This window comes from Streptomyces sp. NPDC005266 (assembly GCF_040607655.1).
Lineage (GTDB): Bacteria > Actinomycetota > Actinomycetes > Streptomycetales > Streptomycetaceae > Streptomyces.
Genome location: NZ_JBEXHC010000009.1, coordinates 172,743 through 187,711 on the forward strand (window position 1 = coordinate 172,743; position 14,969 = coordinate 187,711).

Consider the following 14,969-nt stretch of genomic DNA (forward strand, 5'->3'; position numbering starts at 1 on the left):
GGGCCGGGTAACGCGCTTCTACATCACACCCGCGTGCGGGTGGCACACCATCTGGCGGACCCTGGCGAACCCTGGCGAATAGTCGCACAGCTTGTGACGGGGCCGTTACTGTCAAGCCAGCCGAGGAACCTGGGGGCTTGACGTGACGAGGGAACCCAATACCCGTCTTGCGGACCTTTTCGGCCTCGCCGGCTGGTCCAAGGGAGAGCTCGCGAGGCTCGTGAACCGGAAGGCGGCGGCCATGGGCCATCCGCAGCTGGCGACCGACACCTCGCGGGTGCGGCGTTGGATCGACACCGGTGAGACGCCGCGCGATCCCGTGCCCAAGGTGCTGGCCGCCCTGTTCACCGAGCGCCTCGGTCGAGTCGTGACCATCGAGGATCTCGGTTTCGGGCGTGGTGGGCGCGCGGGAAAGGGGCAGTCCGCCGACGGGCTGTTCTGGCCGCCCGAGTCCACGGCCGCGGTCCTCACCGAATTCACGGGAATGGACCTTATGTTCAACCGACGCGGCTTGGTGGGTGCGGGCGCCGCGCTCGCCGCAGGATCCGCCATCACCGGTGCCATGAGCGACTGGCTGCTCTCCGACCCCACCCTCGCTACCGACGCACCCCGTACCGACAACCCCCTGTCCGTCGAACCGGCGGGCTTCGACCGCTATGAAGCCGCCCCCGTGGGCTCCCAGGAGATCGACGCGCTGGAGACCTCCGTCGAGGTGTTCCGCGCCTGGGACGCGGCCCGCGGCGGCGGGCTCCAGCGCAAGGCCGTGGTCGGCCAGCTCAACGAGGTGGGCGGCATGCTCGCCTATCGCCATCCCGAGGTCCTGCAACGCAGATTGTGGGGTGTCGCTGCGAACCTGGCCGTGCTCGCCGGCTGGATGTCCCATGACGTCGGCCTTGAGCCCACCGCCCAGAAGTACTTCGTCATCGCCGCGCACGCCGCCCGTGAGGGCGGCGACCGGCCCCGGGCGAGCGAGGCGCTCTCCCGCGCCGCCCGGCAGATGGTGCACATCGGCCGCCCGGCCGACGCACTCGATCTGATGAAGCTCGCCAAGTCCGGCGCGGGCGAGGCGGCCCTGCCGTGCACCCGCGCCATGTTCTGCACCATCGAGGCATGGGCGCAGGCGTCGCTGGGACACGGCCAGGCGGTGCGCCGCACCCTCGGCGAGGCGGAGGAGTGGTTCGTCTCCGACCGCGACAACGGGCCGGCGCCGAGCTGGATGCAGCTGTTCAACGAGGCCGACCTGCACGGCATGCAGGGGCTGGTCTACCGCACTCTGGCCGAGCACGATCCCTCGGTCGCGGCCATCGGCCAGCGCCATGCCAAGGAGGCGCTCCGGATGCGGGAGGGCGGCCGTCAGCGGTCGCAGATCTTCGACCACATCTCGATCGCCTCGGCGTGCTTCATCGGCGGCGACCCCGAACAGGGGGACCGCTACGCCCGCCAGGCGCTGGCCACGATCGAACAGAACTCCTCGCACCGCACCTGGGACCGGCTGCGGGAGATGTACCGGCTCACCGCGCCGTACGCGTCGAACGCGGCGATCCGGGAGCTGCGCGAGGAGATCCAGCAGGCGTTGCCGAGGAGCGGGAGCAAGGGACCCAAGGGCGCGGGGGTCAAAGGGGCGGGCGACATGGCGAAGACCGCGACCATCTGACGGCCGCCGTACGCGGTCGTCCGGCACGCGGTCTTACGGCACCCGGTCTTACGGCACCCGGTCTTACGGCGAGACGTTATGCGCCGATCCTGGTGATCAGCACACAGGCGTCGTCCTCGCGCCGCTCGTCGCCGAACGCCTCGACCACGGTCCGTACGCACTCCCGTGCAGTGCGGGCGGTGGTGAACCGTGGCGCGAGACCGAGCAGCCGCTCGCTGACCACCGTGGCGTCCTGGGCGAGCCCGCCGGTGTACATCACCAGCAGATCGCCCGGCTGCAGCCGCTCCTCTGCCTGGGTGTACATGGCCCCGGCCATGGCGCCGAGCAGCACGCCGTCCGGCGGCCGCAGGGCGCGCCCCGTTCCGTCGCGGAAGAGCAGCGGGGCGGGGTGTCCGGCCTGCGACCACACCAGCGTGCGGGTGCCCGGGTCATAGCGTCCGCAGACGGCGCTGACCAGCGCGGGCTGGGAGGTGACCTCGAGCAGCTGGTTGAGCCGCCCCATGAGCGGGCCCGGCTCGATCCCGGCCACCGCCATGCCGCGTACCGCGCCCAGCAGCATGGCCATACCGGAGGTCGCGGCCACGCCATGGCCGGTGAGGTCGCCGACGCTGAGCAGCGTGCGGCCGTCCGGGAGTTCCAGGGCGTCGTACCAGTCGCCGCCGATCTGGGCGCTGGTCTCGGAGGGGAGGTAGTGGGCGGCGAGGTCGAGCGCGGCACCCTCGGCCGGTGCGGCTCGCTCGGCCGGTGCGTCGCCGTCGTGCCGGCCGTCGTGGGTTCTGTGGCCGCTGTGAGGCAACCGGAGGGCGCCGCGCCAGGGCGGCAGCACGGCCTCCTGCAGCTCCACCGCCAGCCGGCGCTCGGTGCGGGCGATATGCCGCTGGCGCTGGAGCGAGTCACGGCTCTCCCGCACCGCCCGCTGACTGCGGCGCAGCTCGCTGACGTCCCGGAGCACGGCCCACATGGAGGCGGTGCTGCCGTCCGTGTCGAGCACGGGCTCGCCCGTCATATGGAGGGTGCGGACCACGCCGTCCACGCGCACCACGCGGAACTCGCCGTCGATCGGCTTTCCGTCCACCAGACAGTCCGTGACCATGGCGGTCAGGATCGGCTGGTCCTCGGAGAAGACCCAGGAGGGCAGCTCGTCGAGGGTGAGCCCGCCGTCGCCGGGGTCGCGGCCGAAGATCCGGCAGAGCTCATCGGACCAGATCACCTCGTCGGTGAGCAGATTCCACTCGGCGCTGCCGACGCGGCTGAGCAGCGAGTCGCGGTCCGCGGTGGCGGCTGCGGGTGGCGGGGTCCACCGCGCCTCCCCGGTTGCCCAGGGCGCCGGGGCTGCCGCCGCTGCCCCGGTCGCGGTGGCGGCTTCGGTGTCGAGTTCGGCCTCGGGCCCCTGGTCGGCGGGCAGCCCCTCGCGCAGCTGGTCCAGATGCCGGCCCAGATCGTCCAGATGGTGAACGGCGAGATCGCACAGCGCGCGCTGCCAGCGCAGCTGGGGATCGTCCGTACCGGCTATGTCAGCCGTCGTATCGCGGCGGACCGCGTCGACCCCGCCGCGGAGCCGCTGGGTCTGGGAGATGAGGGCGTCCACCGTGCCGCGCTGGGGAGGCTGCACGGCGGAGTGGTCCGCGGAGCGGGGGGACGGCATGACGTTCTCCGATACGGGCGCGGCGCGGCCGGTTCTGAGGGAGGGACCGGTTACGACTCTTGCACAGGCTGCGACGTCCCGTAAGCGGTTTGGCACTACCCGATCCGGTGGTGCTTCCGGCATATGTCAGCGGCTCTGGGGGTGCAGGTCGGCCGCGACTCGGCGGAGGCCAGGATTCCGGGTAGGCTGCGGCGCTCGGGAATCCCTCAGTCCACGGCGTCCATCAGGCATACGGCGCCAGGACCCCGGCAAGAATGCCGGTCAGCGGAAATCCCGTTGCCAGCGACCCTCCCGCACCGGATGCTGACCTCATGTTCGATCCAGACATAGCGCCCAGCGGCACCCTGCTCGGCCTCCTTCAGCGAGGCCGCGGCGACGGGACCCTGCACGCCCTCGCCGCGCCGCGGGCCGAGGCGCTCGCGGCACTGCACCACTGTGTGCTGCACGACCCCCGCCGTGACTGGCAGGTCGAGAACCGCTCCCTGTACTACGCCAGGCTCTGCCTGGATCTCGACGCCGGACTCGACGAGATCGAACAGCACCTCTTCCACCCCGACGACCTCGTCAACACCGACGAGGAGCGCACCGGCCTCGCCCTCGCCGTCCTCGGCCACCTCGCCGCCTACCAGCGGACGGACGCCCTGCGGCTGCTGCGCCGCTACGCAGGGGCGGGGAGCAACTGGGAATGGGCCCTCGACGAGCTGGCCCTGCGCGACGACGACAACGGACTGCGCGCCCTGGCCCCCGCGATCCTCGCCCGCTTCCCGGAGACCCCCGACGGCGACGCCGAGCTCACCGCCGCCGTGCGCGGCGCCTACGAGCCACGGCCCTGGCGGCTGTGGGCCGACGACCCGTACTACGGCCCGCGGGTGCGCGCCGCGCAGGAGCAGGGCGCCTTCGACCGCTGGCAGCGCCAGCTCCGGCCCTCCGGACCGCGCCCCGGGTGGAGCGTCCATGACGTCCTCCTGTGGGCCCAGCGAGAACACGACCAGGGGCCGGGCGCCCGCCGCCCCGACGCGGCGGCCCGCTGCCTGGCCGCCGTCGCGGGTCCCGAAGACCGGCCCGAGCTGCTGGCCGCCGCCGCGTCCGCGCCGGACGCGGCCCGCGCGGCGGCCCTGCGGCACCTCGCGGAGACCGGCGACCCCGAGGTGCTCGACCTGATCGAGGCCGCCGTGACCGAGTCGGGCGCCACGGAACTGGTCGCCCAGGCGGCCCTCTCCTCCTTCGAACGCATGCGCAGCATCGCCGCCCTCGACCGCGCCCGGATCTGGGCCCACCGTCCCGACGCCCTCGGCGACGCCGCCGCCGCGATGCTCGCCTGCCGTGGCGGTCAGTACGACGCCGCGCTGGTGCTCTCGGCTCTGCGGCGCACGGTTCGGACTCAGGGCCCGGACGCGCAGGCCCTGTGGACGCTCGTCGACGGTGCCGGACGCCTTGCCGTCACCTGTGCCGCGCCCGTGCTGCGCCATGTCTACCGCGAGACGGCCTCCTCTCATCTGCGCGGGCGTGCCGCCCGCGCCCTGGCCGCCACCGATCCGTCCTTCGCGGCGGGGTTCGCCGTCGAATGCCTGTGGGACTGCGAGGAGAGCACGCGTGAGCTCGCCGCCCGGCACGCGGCCACCGCGGAGGCTCGTGTCGTGGACAGGCTCCGTCGTCTGGCCGCCGATCCGGCGGAGGAGGCGGAGGTGCAGACGGCTGTGCGCAGTCGGATCGGGCCTGACGCTGCTGGGGTCTGACGCCGGGTGGCGGCTCCCGGTGCGTGGCGCCGACGGGCGCCGCCCCGGCCCCGGCCCGGTGGCGTGGCGATCATTTTGCGCCACCGGTGAGGTGGCTCCTCAGCGATTCGGGGCGGTTCGTCCGCTGATGAACGGCTGAAGGCCAACGCTCATGGGACGTTCCACCGAGCGAAACGTGCAGGACGCCGCAGCCACCCTTCGTACGCCGAGAACACCGGTATGCGAGTCGCCATCGTGACCGAATCCTTTCCGCCCGACATCAACGGCGTCGCTCATTGCACGCTGCAGACCGCCGACCATCTCCATCGGCGCGGTCATCATCCCCTCGTCATCGCCCCGGCCGGTCCCCCCGGAGGACCGCCACCGGAGAGCGAGCTCGACCGGTCGCGGCCCTATCCCGTGGTCCGGATCGCGTCCCTGCCGCTGCCCGGCTATCCGCAGGTGCGGCTCGCGCTGCCCAGCCGGCGGCTCGCGAGTGCCATCACCTCGCACAAGAGCGACGTCGTCCACCTCGCCAGCCCCTTCGTGCTCGGCGCGCGCGGGATGACAGCCGCGCTGCGGCTGCGGATTCCCACCGTCGCCGTGTACCAGACCGATCTGGGCGGCTACGCCCGTACCTATCTCGGCGCCGGCGAGAACGCCGCCTGGCGGCGGATACGGGCCGTGCACACCGCGGCCGACCGTACGCTGGCCCCGTCCACCGCCGCGGCCCGCGATCTCGACGAGCACGGTGTGCCCCGGGTCCGGCTGTGGCCGCGTGGCGTCGATACGGAACGGTTCCAGCCGGCGCGCCGGGACCCGGATCTGCGCCGGAGGCTCGCCCCTGGGGGTGAGCTGATCGTCGGCTATGTCGGGCGCCTCGCCCCGGAGAAGAACGTCGAGCTGCTGGCGCCGTTGTGTCTGCTGCCCGGCGTCCGGGTGGTGGTGGTCGGGGACGGGCCGAGCGAGCCCGCGCTGCGCGCCGCCATGCCGGGGGCCCGCTTCCTGGGCCGTCGTACCGGCGGGGAGCTGGCCCGGATCTTCGCGTCGCTGGACGTCTTCGTGCACACCGGACCGCAGGAGACCTTCTGCCAGACGGTGCAGGAGGCGCAGGCCAGTGGCGTACCGGTGGTGGCCCCGGCCGCGGGTGGCCCGCTCGACCTGGTCGACCACGGGCGGACCGGGCTGCTGGTGCCGCCAGGCGACGCGACCGAGGTGAGTGAGGCCGTCTCGCGGCTCACGGCCGATCCCGGGCTGCGGTCGGGGCTGGGGCGCGCGGGCCGGGAAGCGGTTGAGGGCCGCACCTGGGGGGCGATCGTCGACCAGCTGATCGACCATTACGCCGAGGTGCTGACGGACCGTACGGCGGTGGCGGCATGAGCGGGTTGCGCATTGTTCGGCTCGCCAACTTCGTGACCCCCGCCTCCGGCGGGCTGCGCACCGCTCTGCGCGAGCTCGGGGCGGGCTATCAGGCGGCGGGGCACGAGGCCGTCCTGGTGGTGCCGGGTGAGCGCGGCTCGGACGAGCACACCCGGCAGGGCCGGGTGATCACCCTTCCCGGGCCGTGCGTCCCCGGCACCGGCGGCTACCGCGTCCTGACCGACCGGCGGCGGGTGGCCAGGCTGCTCGACGCTCTCGCGCCCGACCGGCTCGAGGTGTCGGACCGCACCACGCTGCGCTGGACGGGGGAGTGGGCACGCCGCGCCCGGGTGCCCGGCGTGATGGTCTCCCATGAGAGCGCGGACGCCGTGCTGCGCACCTGGGGCGTGCCGGACGCCTTTGCCCGGGGGGCGGCCGACCGGCTGAACCTGCGCACCGCGCGGTCGTATTCACGCGTCGTCTGTACGACGGCGTGGGCGGCGCGCGAGTTTGTCCGGATCGGCGCGCGGAATGTCGTACGCGCCCCCCTGGGTGTCGACCTCGACCACTTTCATCCGTCTCATCACGACGCCGGGCTGCGTGATCACCATCGCGGTGCGGCCGGTGTGCTGCTGGCGATGTGTTCGCGGCTCTCCCCGGAGAAGCGTCCGGGCCGCGCGCTCGACGCGCTCGCCGAGCTGCGGCGGCGGGGCGTCCCGGCGGCGCTGGTGGTCGCGGGGGACGGCCCGATGCGTCCGCGGCTGGAGGCACGTGTCCGCGAGGAGGGACTGCCGGCCGTCTTCCTCGGCCATGTGCCGGACCGGACGAGGCTCGCGGCGGTCCAGGCGAGCGCGGACGTGGTCCTGGCGCCGGGCCCGGCGGAGACCTTCGGGCTGGCCGCGCTGGAGGCGCTGGCGTGCGGTTCGCCCGTCGTCGTCAGCGCGCTCTCCGCCCTTCCGGACATCGTCGGTGCGGCGGGCGAGACGGCGGCCGACAGCGGCCCGGCCTTCGCGGATGCGGTGGAACGCGTCCTGGCCCGCCCGGAGCCCGCCCGCCGCGAGGCGGCCCGCCACCGTGCCGAGCGCTACGGCTGGCCGGCGGCGGTGGCCTCCTTCCTGGCGGCGCATGACGCGTCCGCCGAGCTCGGCGTCAAGGGCGGCACGGGTGTGCCCGTCGGCGGTGCGCGGTGAGCGCAGCGCGCGCTGTCACCCCGCGCACGCTGCGGTTCGCCGCCCTCGGCGACTCGCTCACCGAGGGGCTCGGGGATCCCGCACCCGGCGGCGGATGGCGCGGCTGGGCCGCGCTGCTCGCCGCCGCGGCCGGACGGCACGACGAGCCGGTGGAGCTCGTCAATCTGTCCCGCAGCGGTGCGCTCGCCGCCGATGTCGCCGAGGAGCAGTTGACCGCCGCCCGCCGCGCGCGCCCGCATCTGGCGTCCGTGGTGGTCGGTGGGAACGACACGCTCCGCGACTCCTTCGACATCCACCGGGTCGCCCGGGCCCTCGACACGACGATCGGAGCGCTGCGCGCGGACGGCGCCGTGGTCCTCACCGCGTGTCTGCCCGACCCCGGGCGGATGCTCGGGCTGCCGTCCGCGCTCGCCCGCCCGCTGGGGCGGCGTATGCGCGCGGTGAACACCGTGGTGCACGCGCTGTCCCAGCGCCACGAGGCCGTCCATGTGGAGCTCGGGAGCCATGCGTGGGTCGCCGACCGGCGGGCGTGGAGTGTGGACCGGCTGCATCCGAGCGAGCTCGGGCACCGGTTGCTGGCCAGGGAGTTCCACACCGCCCTCAGCGCCCGGTCCATCGCCACCGGCGAACCGCCGTCCCTGGCGCTCGACGGGCCCGGCCCCTCACGCGCCGGCGCGGCGTGGTGGATGGCGACCCGTGGAACGCGCTGGGTCGCGGACCGCTGCACCGATCTTCTGCCGGGGCTGCTCGCGCTCGCGGCCCTGGAATGGCGCCACCGGGTCCAGGGCACCGGAGAGCTTGTGGAGGCCCGGGACCGGCGGGCGGCGCTCGCCGCCCTCGCCTCGGTGACCCACGGGCTTCCGCCCGACCCGCCCGGCGGCAAGCCCGCCGATCCGACGCCGCGCGCTGCGACAATGGCGGGGTGACGGGTCGCTGGGAGTTCTGGATCGACCGTGGCGGAACCTTTACGGACGTCATCGGCAAACGTCCGGATGGCCGGCTGGTCACTCGCAAGCTGCTGTCGCACCACCCGGAGCGCTACACGGACGCGGCCGTCGCCGGGATCCGGCAGACGCTGGGGCTCGGCGACGGCGACCCGGTCCCGGCCGGCCGTATCGCCGTCGTCAAGATGGGCACCACCGTCGCCACGAACGCTCTTTTGGAGCGCAAGGGCGAGCCGACCGTCCTCGTCGTCACCGAGGGGTTCCGGGACGCGCTGCGCATCGCCTACCAGAACCGCCCCCGCCTGTTCGACCGCCGGATCGTGCTGCCGGAGGCGCTGTACGACCGGGTCATCGAGATACCCGAGCGGGTGGACGCGCACGGCGGCGTCGTCCGCGCCCTGGACCTCGACGCCGCCACCGAGGCGCTGCGCACCGCCTACCGCGACGGCTTCCGCAGCGCCGCAGTCGTCCTGCTGCACGGATACCGGCACGCCGGGCACGAGCGGGCGGTCGGCGCGGCGGCGCGTGACCTGGGCTTCACCCAGGTGAGCTGCTCGCACGAGGTCAGCCCGCTGATGAGGCTGGTGTCGCGCGGCGACACCACGGTGGTCGACGCGTATCTCTCGCCGATCCTGCGCCGCTATGTCGAGGACATCGCCGCCGAGCTGCGCGGCATCCGGCTGATGTTCATGCAGTCCAACGGCGGGCTGCGGGAGGCCACGCACTTCCGCGGCAAGGACGCGGTGCTGTCCGGGCCCGCGGGCGGCGTGGTGGGCATGGTGCGCTCCTCCGCCGAGGCGGGACACGACCGGGTCATCGGCTTCGACATGGGCGGTACCTCGACCGATGTGTCGCACTACGCGGGCGAGTTCGAGCGGGTCTTCGGCACCGAGGTCGCCGGGGTACGGATGCGCGCACCCATGATGAACATCCACACCGTCGCGGCGGGCGGTGGCTCGGTGCTCCACTTCGACGGGCGCCGCTATCGGGTGGGGCCCGACTCGGCCGGCGCCGTCCCCGGTCCGGCGAGTTACCGGCGCGGCGGACCGCTGACCGTCACGGACGCGAATGTGATGCTCGGCCGCGTCCAGGCCGACCACTTCCCGGCGGTGTTCGGCCCGCACGCCGACCAGCCGCTGGATGCCGAGGCCGTCCGGGAGCGGTTCGCCGCGCTCGCCGGGGAGATCGCGGAGGCGACGGGCGACCGGCGTGGACCGGAGGAGGTCGCGGCGGGCTTTCTCGACATCGCGGTCCTCAATATGGCCAACGCGGTGAAGAAGATCTCCGTGCAGCGCGGCCATGACGTCACCCGTTACGCACTCACCAGCTTCGGCGGCGCGGGCGGCCAGCACGCCTGCGCGGTCGCCGACGCGCTCGGCATCGGCACGGTGATCGTGCCGCCGCTCGCGGGCGTCCTGTCCGCGTACGGCATCGGTGTCGCCGACGCCACCGCCATGCGGGAACAGGCCGTCGAGGCGGAGCTGACCGAGCAGACGCTGCCGACGGTGCGCGGGCTGTGCGACCTGCTGGCCGGGCAGACCCGCGCGGAACTGCTCGCCGACGGCGTTCCGGAGGACACCCTGGACGCCACGGCCCGGGTGCACCTGCGGTACGCGGGCACGGACGCCGGCATCCCCGTCCGTCTGGACTCCGTCCCCGCGATGACCGCCGACTTCGTCCGGGCACACCGCACCCGCTACGCCTTCACCATGGACAAGCCGCTGGTCGTGGAGTCGGTGTCGGTGGAGGCCGTGGGCGCGGCGGGGCCCGCCGGAGGCCACGCCGTCGAACCTGTGGCGCGGGAAGGGGAGTTGTCCCCGGTCGCGGCCGTCACGATGTTCACGGAAGGGCGATGGCAGAGGACGGCGCTCTTCGAGCGCGACCGGATGCGGCCGTCGGACCGGGTCATCGGCCCCGCGATCATCGCCGAGGCGGATGCCACCACCGTCGTCGACCCCGGCTGGCAGGCCGCCGCGGGCGACCGCGGCCATCTGCTGCTCACCCGGGTGCGGCCCCGGCCGCGCACGGTCGCGGTCGGCACCGAGGTGGACCCCGTGATGCTGGAGGTCTTCAACAGCCTCTTCATGGCGATCGCAGAACAGATGGGCCTGCGGCTGGAGAACACCGCCCACTCCGTCAACATCAAGGAGCGGCTCGACTTCTCCTGTGCGCTGTTCGACGCGGAAGGCAATCTGATCGCCAACGCCCCCCACATCCCGGTGCATCTGGGTTCCATGGGCGAGTCCATCAAGGAGGTGCTGCGGCGCAACGGGGACGCGATGCGGCCGGGCGATGTGTACGCCATCAACGACCCGTACCACGGCGGCACCCATCTGCCCGACGTCACCGTGGTGACCCCGGTCTTCGACGACGACGGCGCCGGGCTGCTGTTCCTGGTCGCCTCCCGCGGCCACCACGCCGAGATCGGCGGCATCACGCCCGGCTCCATGCCCGCCTTCAGCCGCACCATCCAGGAGGAGGGCGTGCTCTTCGACAACTGGCTGCTGGTACGGGACGGCGCACTGCGCGAGCGGGAGACCCGCGAGCTGCTGACCGCGGCGCCCTGTCCGTCCCGCGCCCCGGACGCCAACCTCGCCGATCTGCGCGCCCAGATCGCCGCCAACGAGAAGGGCATCCAGGAACTGCGCCGGATGATCGCGCAGTTCGGGCTGGACGTCGTGCACGCCTATATGGGCCACGTCCAGGACAACGCCGAGGAGTCCGTGCGCCGGATCGTCGGTGTCCTGAAGGACGGTTCCTACCGCTACGAGACCGACAGCGGCGCGGTCATCCAGGTCACCGTGACCGTCGACCACCGGGCGCGCGGCGCCGTACTGGACTTCGCCGGCACCTCGCCGCAGCAGCCGGGCAACGACAACGCGCCCAGTTCGGTGGTGATGGCCGCCGTGCTCTATGTCTTCCGCTCACTGGTCGCCGAGGACATCCCGCTCAACAGCGGCTGCCTGAAACCGCTCGAGGTCCGTATTCCGGAGGGCTCGATGCTGGCGCCCGTCTTCCCGGCCGCCACGGTCGCGGGCAACGTCGAGACCTCACAGGCCGTCACGGGCGCGCTGTACGCGGCGCTCGGCGTACAGGCCGAGGGATCCGGCACGATGAACAACGTGACCTTCGGCAACGACCGCGTCCAGTATTACGAGACGGTCGCCAGCGGCTCGGGCGCGGGCGACGGCTTCGACGGCGCGGATGCCGTGCAGACCCATATGACCAACTCCCGGCTGACCGACCCGGAGGTACTGGAATGGCGCTATCCGGTGCGGGTGGAGTCCTTTGAGATCCGGCGGGACAGCGGCGGCCGGGGCAGCTGGCGGGGCGGCCATGGCGTCAGCCGCCGGATCCGTTTCCTGGAGCCGATGACGGTGGCGCTGCTCACCGGCCACCGCCGGGTGGCTCCGTACGGCATGGCGGGCGGCGAACCGGGCGCGCTCGGTGCCAATCTGATCGAGCGGGCCGATGGCTCGGTGGAACCGCTGGAGGGCCGCGACGCGGCGGACGTCGGCGTGGACGATGTGCTGGTCGTCCGCACCCCGGGAGGCGGCGGTTACGGCCCCGCGCCGCCCCGGTGAGCGCGGGCCGGGGGACGCCGGGGCGCCTGCGGGACGGTGTGCCGCCTCACCCGATGGGATGGATGGCCTTCACGGCAGTTTGCCGCCGCCCCCATCGGAAACCCGAAGGAGGAGTCAAGCCCGCCCCACCCTGCCCCGGAGATCACGGGGTGCCGCCCCGCGGATCACGCGCGGCGAGGCCGGTGGCGGGCATCCGCACGATTTCTCACAGAAGGGGCAGTCATGGAGTGGTGGCGGAACGCCGCGTGTACGGACGAGGACCCCGAGCTGTTCTTCCCGGTCGGAGTGGCGGGTCCCGCCGCTCGGCAGCAGGAGGCACGGGCCAAGGAGGTCTGCGGCCACTGCCCGGTGGTCCATGAGTGCCTCGAGTACGCGCTGGAGACGGGGATGACCCACGGCGTCTGGGGCGGTACCGGTGAGGAGGAGCGGCGTGCCCTGCGCCGCCGGGCACAGCGTCAGGGGCGCGGATACGGTAGAGAGCGGTCGGTGGCGCACTCCGGTGGACGGCGCGCCGCCCGCTGAGGCGCGTCGGGCCGGGGGCGGGGCGGGCGTCACCGCCGCGCGGCCGGCCCCCAGGACACCCGGTCCAGCCGGGTGAACCGCACCGGGGTGCCGGGCGCTGCCTGCGCGGCGGCGGCCAGATACGGCTCCGGTACGACACCCACCACCGGGTAGCCCCCGGTCGTCGGATGGTCGGCGAGAAAGAGCACGGGGCGGCCGTCGGGCGGAACCTGCAGCGCGCCGAGCGCCATCCCCTCACTGGGCAGCTCGCCGTCCTTCGCCCGTTCCAGACAGGGCCCTTCGGTCCGCAGCCCGATCCGGTTGCTCGCGGCCGATACCCGGAAGTCACCGGTGGTGAGGGTGTGGAGCCCCGCGGTGGTGAACCAGTCATCGCGCGGCCCGAGCACCACCGGCAGGACCAATTCCCGGGTGACGCCCCGGTGGGGCACCCAGTCCACGCCCGGCGCGGGGCCCCGCGGCGGCCCGAGCCTCAGGACGGCGCCCTCCGCCAAGGGGGCCGGGCCGAGCCCGGAGAGCACATCCGTGGCCCGGCTGCCGAGCACCACCTCGGCTCCGACCCCGCCGTCGAACGCCACATAGCTGCGCACGCCATGGGTCGCGGCCCCCGCCTCCAGCAGCGCGCCCGCCGGGATCCGCAGGGGCGCGCCCCACGCGGCGGGACGGCCGTCGACGGTGACCGGGCAGGGCGCGCCGGTGACCGCCACCGTCGCCGCGCGGCGCAGCCGCAGGGCGCAGCCGGTCAGCGTGGTCTCCAGGGTCGCGGCCCCGTCCGGGTTGCCCACCAGCCGGTTGGCGAGCCGGTGGGCGGGCAGGTCGAGCGCTCCGGAGTGGGGCACGCCGAGATGGGCGTGGCCGACGCGGCCCAGATCCTGGACGGTGGTCAGCGCGCCGGAGCGTACGACCACGAAGGCGCTGTCGGTCATCCGCGACGCTCCTCGGGGACGAAGCGGACGCGCGTCCCGGGGGCGAGGAGCGCCGCGGGTTCGCGCGCCGCGTCCCACAGCACGGCGTCCGTCGTGCCGATGAGCTGCCAGCCGCCGGGCGAGGAGCGCGGATAGACGCCCGTGTACGGGCCCGCGAGCGCGACCGAGCCGGCCGGGACCCTGGTCCTCGGGGTGGCCCGGCGTGGCATGTGACAGCGCTCGGGAAGTCCCGTCAGATAGCCGAAGCCCGGCGCGAACCCGCAGAAGGCCACCCGGAACTCGGTGCCGCAGTGGATGCGTACGGCCTCCTCGGGCGTGACGCCCCACGCCTCGGCGACCTCGGCCAGGTCCGGCCCGTCGTAGCGCACGGGGACCTCCACGGTCGGGCTGTCGCCCCGGCTCAGAGGGGGTATCCGCCAGGAGCGCAGCTCCGCGGCGAGGCGCCCGGGGTCGTCGAGCCCGTCGAGGAAGACGGTCCGCGCGGCGGGCACGATCTCGCGTACCGCGGGCAGTTGGCGGGCCGCCGCGCGGCGCAGCAGCTCGGCGTGGAGCGCCTCGGCCGCCTCCCCGCTGTCGCATTCGATGAGCAGCCCGTGGCCGCCCACGGGCAGGCCGCGCAGGCTCACGCGAACGCCGCCACGCGGACGCCCGCACCTGTCAGCTCCGTCCGCACCCGGCGGGCGAGCTCGGCGGCGCCGGGGGTGTCGCCGTGGACGCACAGGGAGCGCGCCTCCACCTCGATCCGCTCACCGTCGATCGAGGTCACCGCGCGGTCGCGGGCGAAGCCCAGGGCGCGCTTGACGACGGTGCCGGGGTCGGAGACGACGGCGCCGGGCTCACCGCGCGGGACGAGGGTGCCGGCCGAGGTGTAGGCGCGGTCGGCGAACGCCTCGGCGATCACCGGCAACCCGGCCGCGCGGGCCGCCTCATGGAGCCGGGACCCGGGCAGGCCCAGGACGGGCAGCGGACCGTCGGCCGCCAGCCGGATCCCCTCGACCACGGCTGCCGCCTGCACCTCGTCGTGGACGCTGCGGTTGTAGAGCGCGCCGTGCGGTTTGACGTAGGCCACCCGCGCCCCGGCGGACCGGGCGAAGATCTCCAACGCGCCGATCTGGTAGGCGATCTCATCGGCCAGCTCGCGCGGCGGGACGTCCATGGTGCGGCGTCCGAAGCCGGCCAGGTCCCGGTAGGAGACCTGCGCGCCCACGCGTACGCCGCGCTCGGCGGCCAGTTCGCATACCCGGCGCATGGTCGAGGGGTCGCCGGCGTGGAAGCCGCAGGCGACATTGGCGCTGGTGACGATGGACAGCAGGGCGTCGTCGTCGGTGAGCCGCCAGCGGCCGAAGCCCTCGCCGAGGTCGGCGTTGAGGTCGATCGTCGGGTTCGCCATGGCACCACAAGGTACTGATCGTTCAACGATCCGACAAGAAGCG

At 73.8% G+C, this 14,969-nt stretch carries 11 protein-coding genes; 7 read left to right on the forward strand and 4 right to left on the reverse strand.

The genetic code is table 11. The annotated features are described in order from the left end of the window. Window positions 1-142 precede the first annotated feature (142 nt). A complete protein-coding gene (locus ABZU99_RS19320; RefSeq protein WP_355952490.1) occupies window positions 143-1,654 on the forward strand; it encodes a hypothetical protein in 1,512 nt (503 codons plus the stop codon). Window positions 1,655-1,730: 76 nt separating this feature from the next. Here the strand turns inward: ABZU99_RS19320 and ABZU99_RS19325 are convergent, their stop codons facing one another. After that, window positions 1,731-3,299 (reverse strand): PP2C family protein-serine/threonine phosphatase, encoded by a 1,569-nt coding sequence (locus ABZU99_RS19325; RefSeq protein ID WP_356049152.1) that lies wholly within the window; start codon window positions 3,297-3,299, stop codon window positions 1,731-1,733. A gap of 311 nt (window positions 3,300-3,610) precedes the next feature. Between ABZU99_RS19325 and ABZU99_RS19330 the strand changes: the two genes are divergently transcribed. The 6 genes from ABZU99_RS19330 to ABZU99_RS19355 all read left to right on the forward strand — a co-directional run bounded on the left by ABZU99_RS19330 (window position 3,611) and on the right by ABZU99_RS19355 (window position 12,613). After that, window positions 3,611-5,035 (forward strand): HEAT repeat domain-containing protein, encoded by a 1,425-nt coding sequence (locus ABZU99_RS19330; protein WP_355952494.1) that lies wholly within the window; start codon window positions 3,611-3,613, stop codon window positions 5,033-5,035. A 219-nt stretch (window positions 5,036-5,254) separates the two neighbouring features. After that, window positions 5,255-6,394 (forward strand): glycosyltransferase family 1 protein, encoded by a 1,140-nt coding sequence (locus tag ABZU99_RS19335; RefSeq protein ID WP_355952497.1) that lies wholly within the window; start codon window positions 5,255-5,257, stop codon window positions 6,392-6,394. Beyond that, on the forward strand, window positions 6,391-7,563 hold the full coding sequence (locus ABZU99_RS19340) for a glycosyltransferase (RefSeq protein ID WP_355952499.1): 1,173 nt from the start codon (window positions 6,391-6,393) through the stop codon (window positions 7,561-7,563). Before ABZU99_RS19335 ends, ABZU99_RS19340 begins: the two co-directional genes overlap by 4 nt. Beyond that, on the forward strand, window positions 7,560-8,489 hold the full coding sequence (locus ABZU99_RS19345; RefSeq protein ID WP_356049151.1) for an SGNH/GDSL hydrolase family protein: 930 nt from the start codon (window positions 7,560-7,562) through the stop codon (window positions 8,487-8,489). The genes ABZU99_RS19340 and ABZU99_RS19345 overlap by 4 nt, the downstream gene beginning before the upstream one ends. Beyond that, window positions 8,486-12,091 carry a hydantoinase B/oxoprolinase family protein gene (locus ABZU99_RS19350; RefSeq protein WP_356049150.1) on the forward strand — a complete coding sequence of 1,202 codons (3,606 nt, stop codon included), beginning with the start codon at window positions 8,486-8,488 and terminating at the stop codon, window positions 12,089-12,091. Before ABZU99_RS19345 ends, ABZU99_RS19350 begins: the two co-directional genes overlap by 4 nt. A gap of 222 nt (window positions 12,092-12,313) precedes the next feature. After that, window positions 12,314-12,613 (forward strand): WhiB family transcriptional regulator, encoded by a 300-nt coding sequence (locus ABZU99_RS19355; protein ID WP_355952509.1) that lies wholly within the window; start codon window positions 12,314-12,316, stop codon window positions 12,611-12,613. Between the two features lie 29 nt (window positions 12,614-12,642). On the opposite strand, the gene ABZU99_RS19360 is transcribed toward ABZU99_RS19355, so the two are convergent. From ABZU99_RS19360 to ABZU99_RS19370, 3 genes are read right to left on the reverse strand one after another with little or no spacing between them, the layout of a single operon-like run. Further along, a complete protein-coding gene (locus tag ABZU99_RS19360; RefSeq protein WP_356049149.1) occupies window positions 12,643-13,536 on the reverse strand; it encodes a biotin-dependent carboxyltransferase family protein in 894 nt (297 codons plus the stop codon). Then, the gene (pxpB, locus tag ABZU99_RS19365; RefSeq protein WP_355952514.1) at window positions 13,533-14,162 is read right to left on the reverse strand and encodes a 5-oxoprolinase subunit PxpB; all 630 of its coding nucleotides are present in this window, start codon (window positions 14,160-14,162) and stop codon (window positions 13,533-13,535) included. The genes ABZU99_RS19360 and pxpB overlap by 4 nt, the downstream gene beginning before the upstream one ends. Next, entirely contained in the window at window positions 14,159-14,926 is a 768-nt protein-coding gene (locus tag ABZU99_RS19370; protein ID WP_355952516.1) for a 5-oxoprolinase subunit PxpA, read from the reverse strand. The genes pxpB and ABZU99_RS19370 overlap by 4 nt, the downstream gene beginning before the upstream one ends. Window positions 14,927-14,969: the final 43 nt, after the last annotated feature.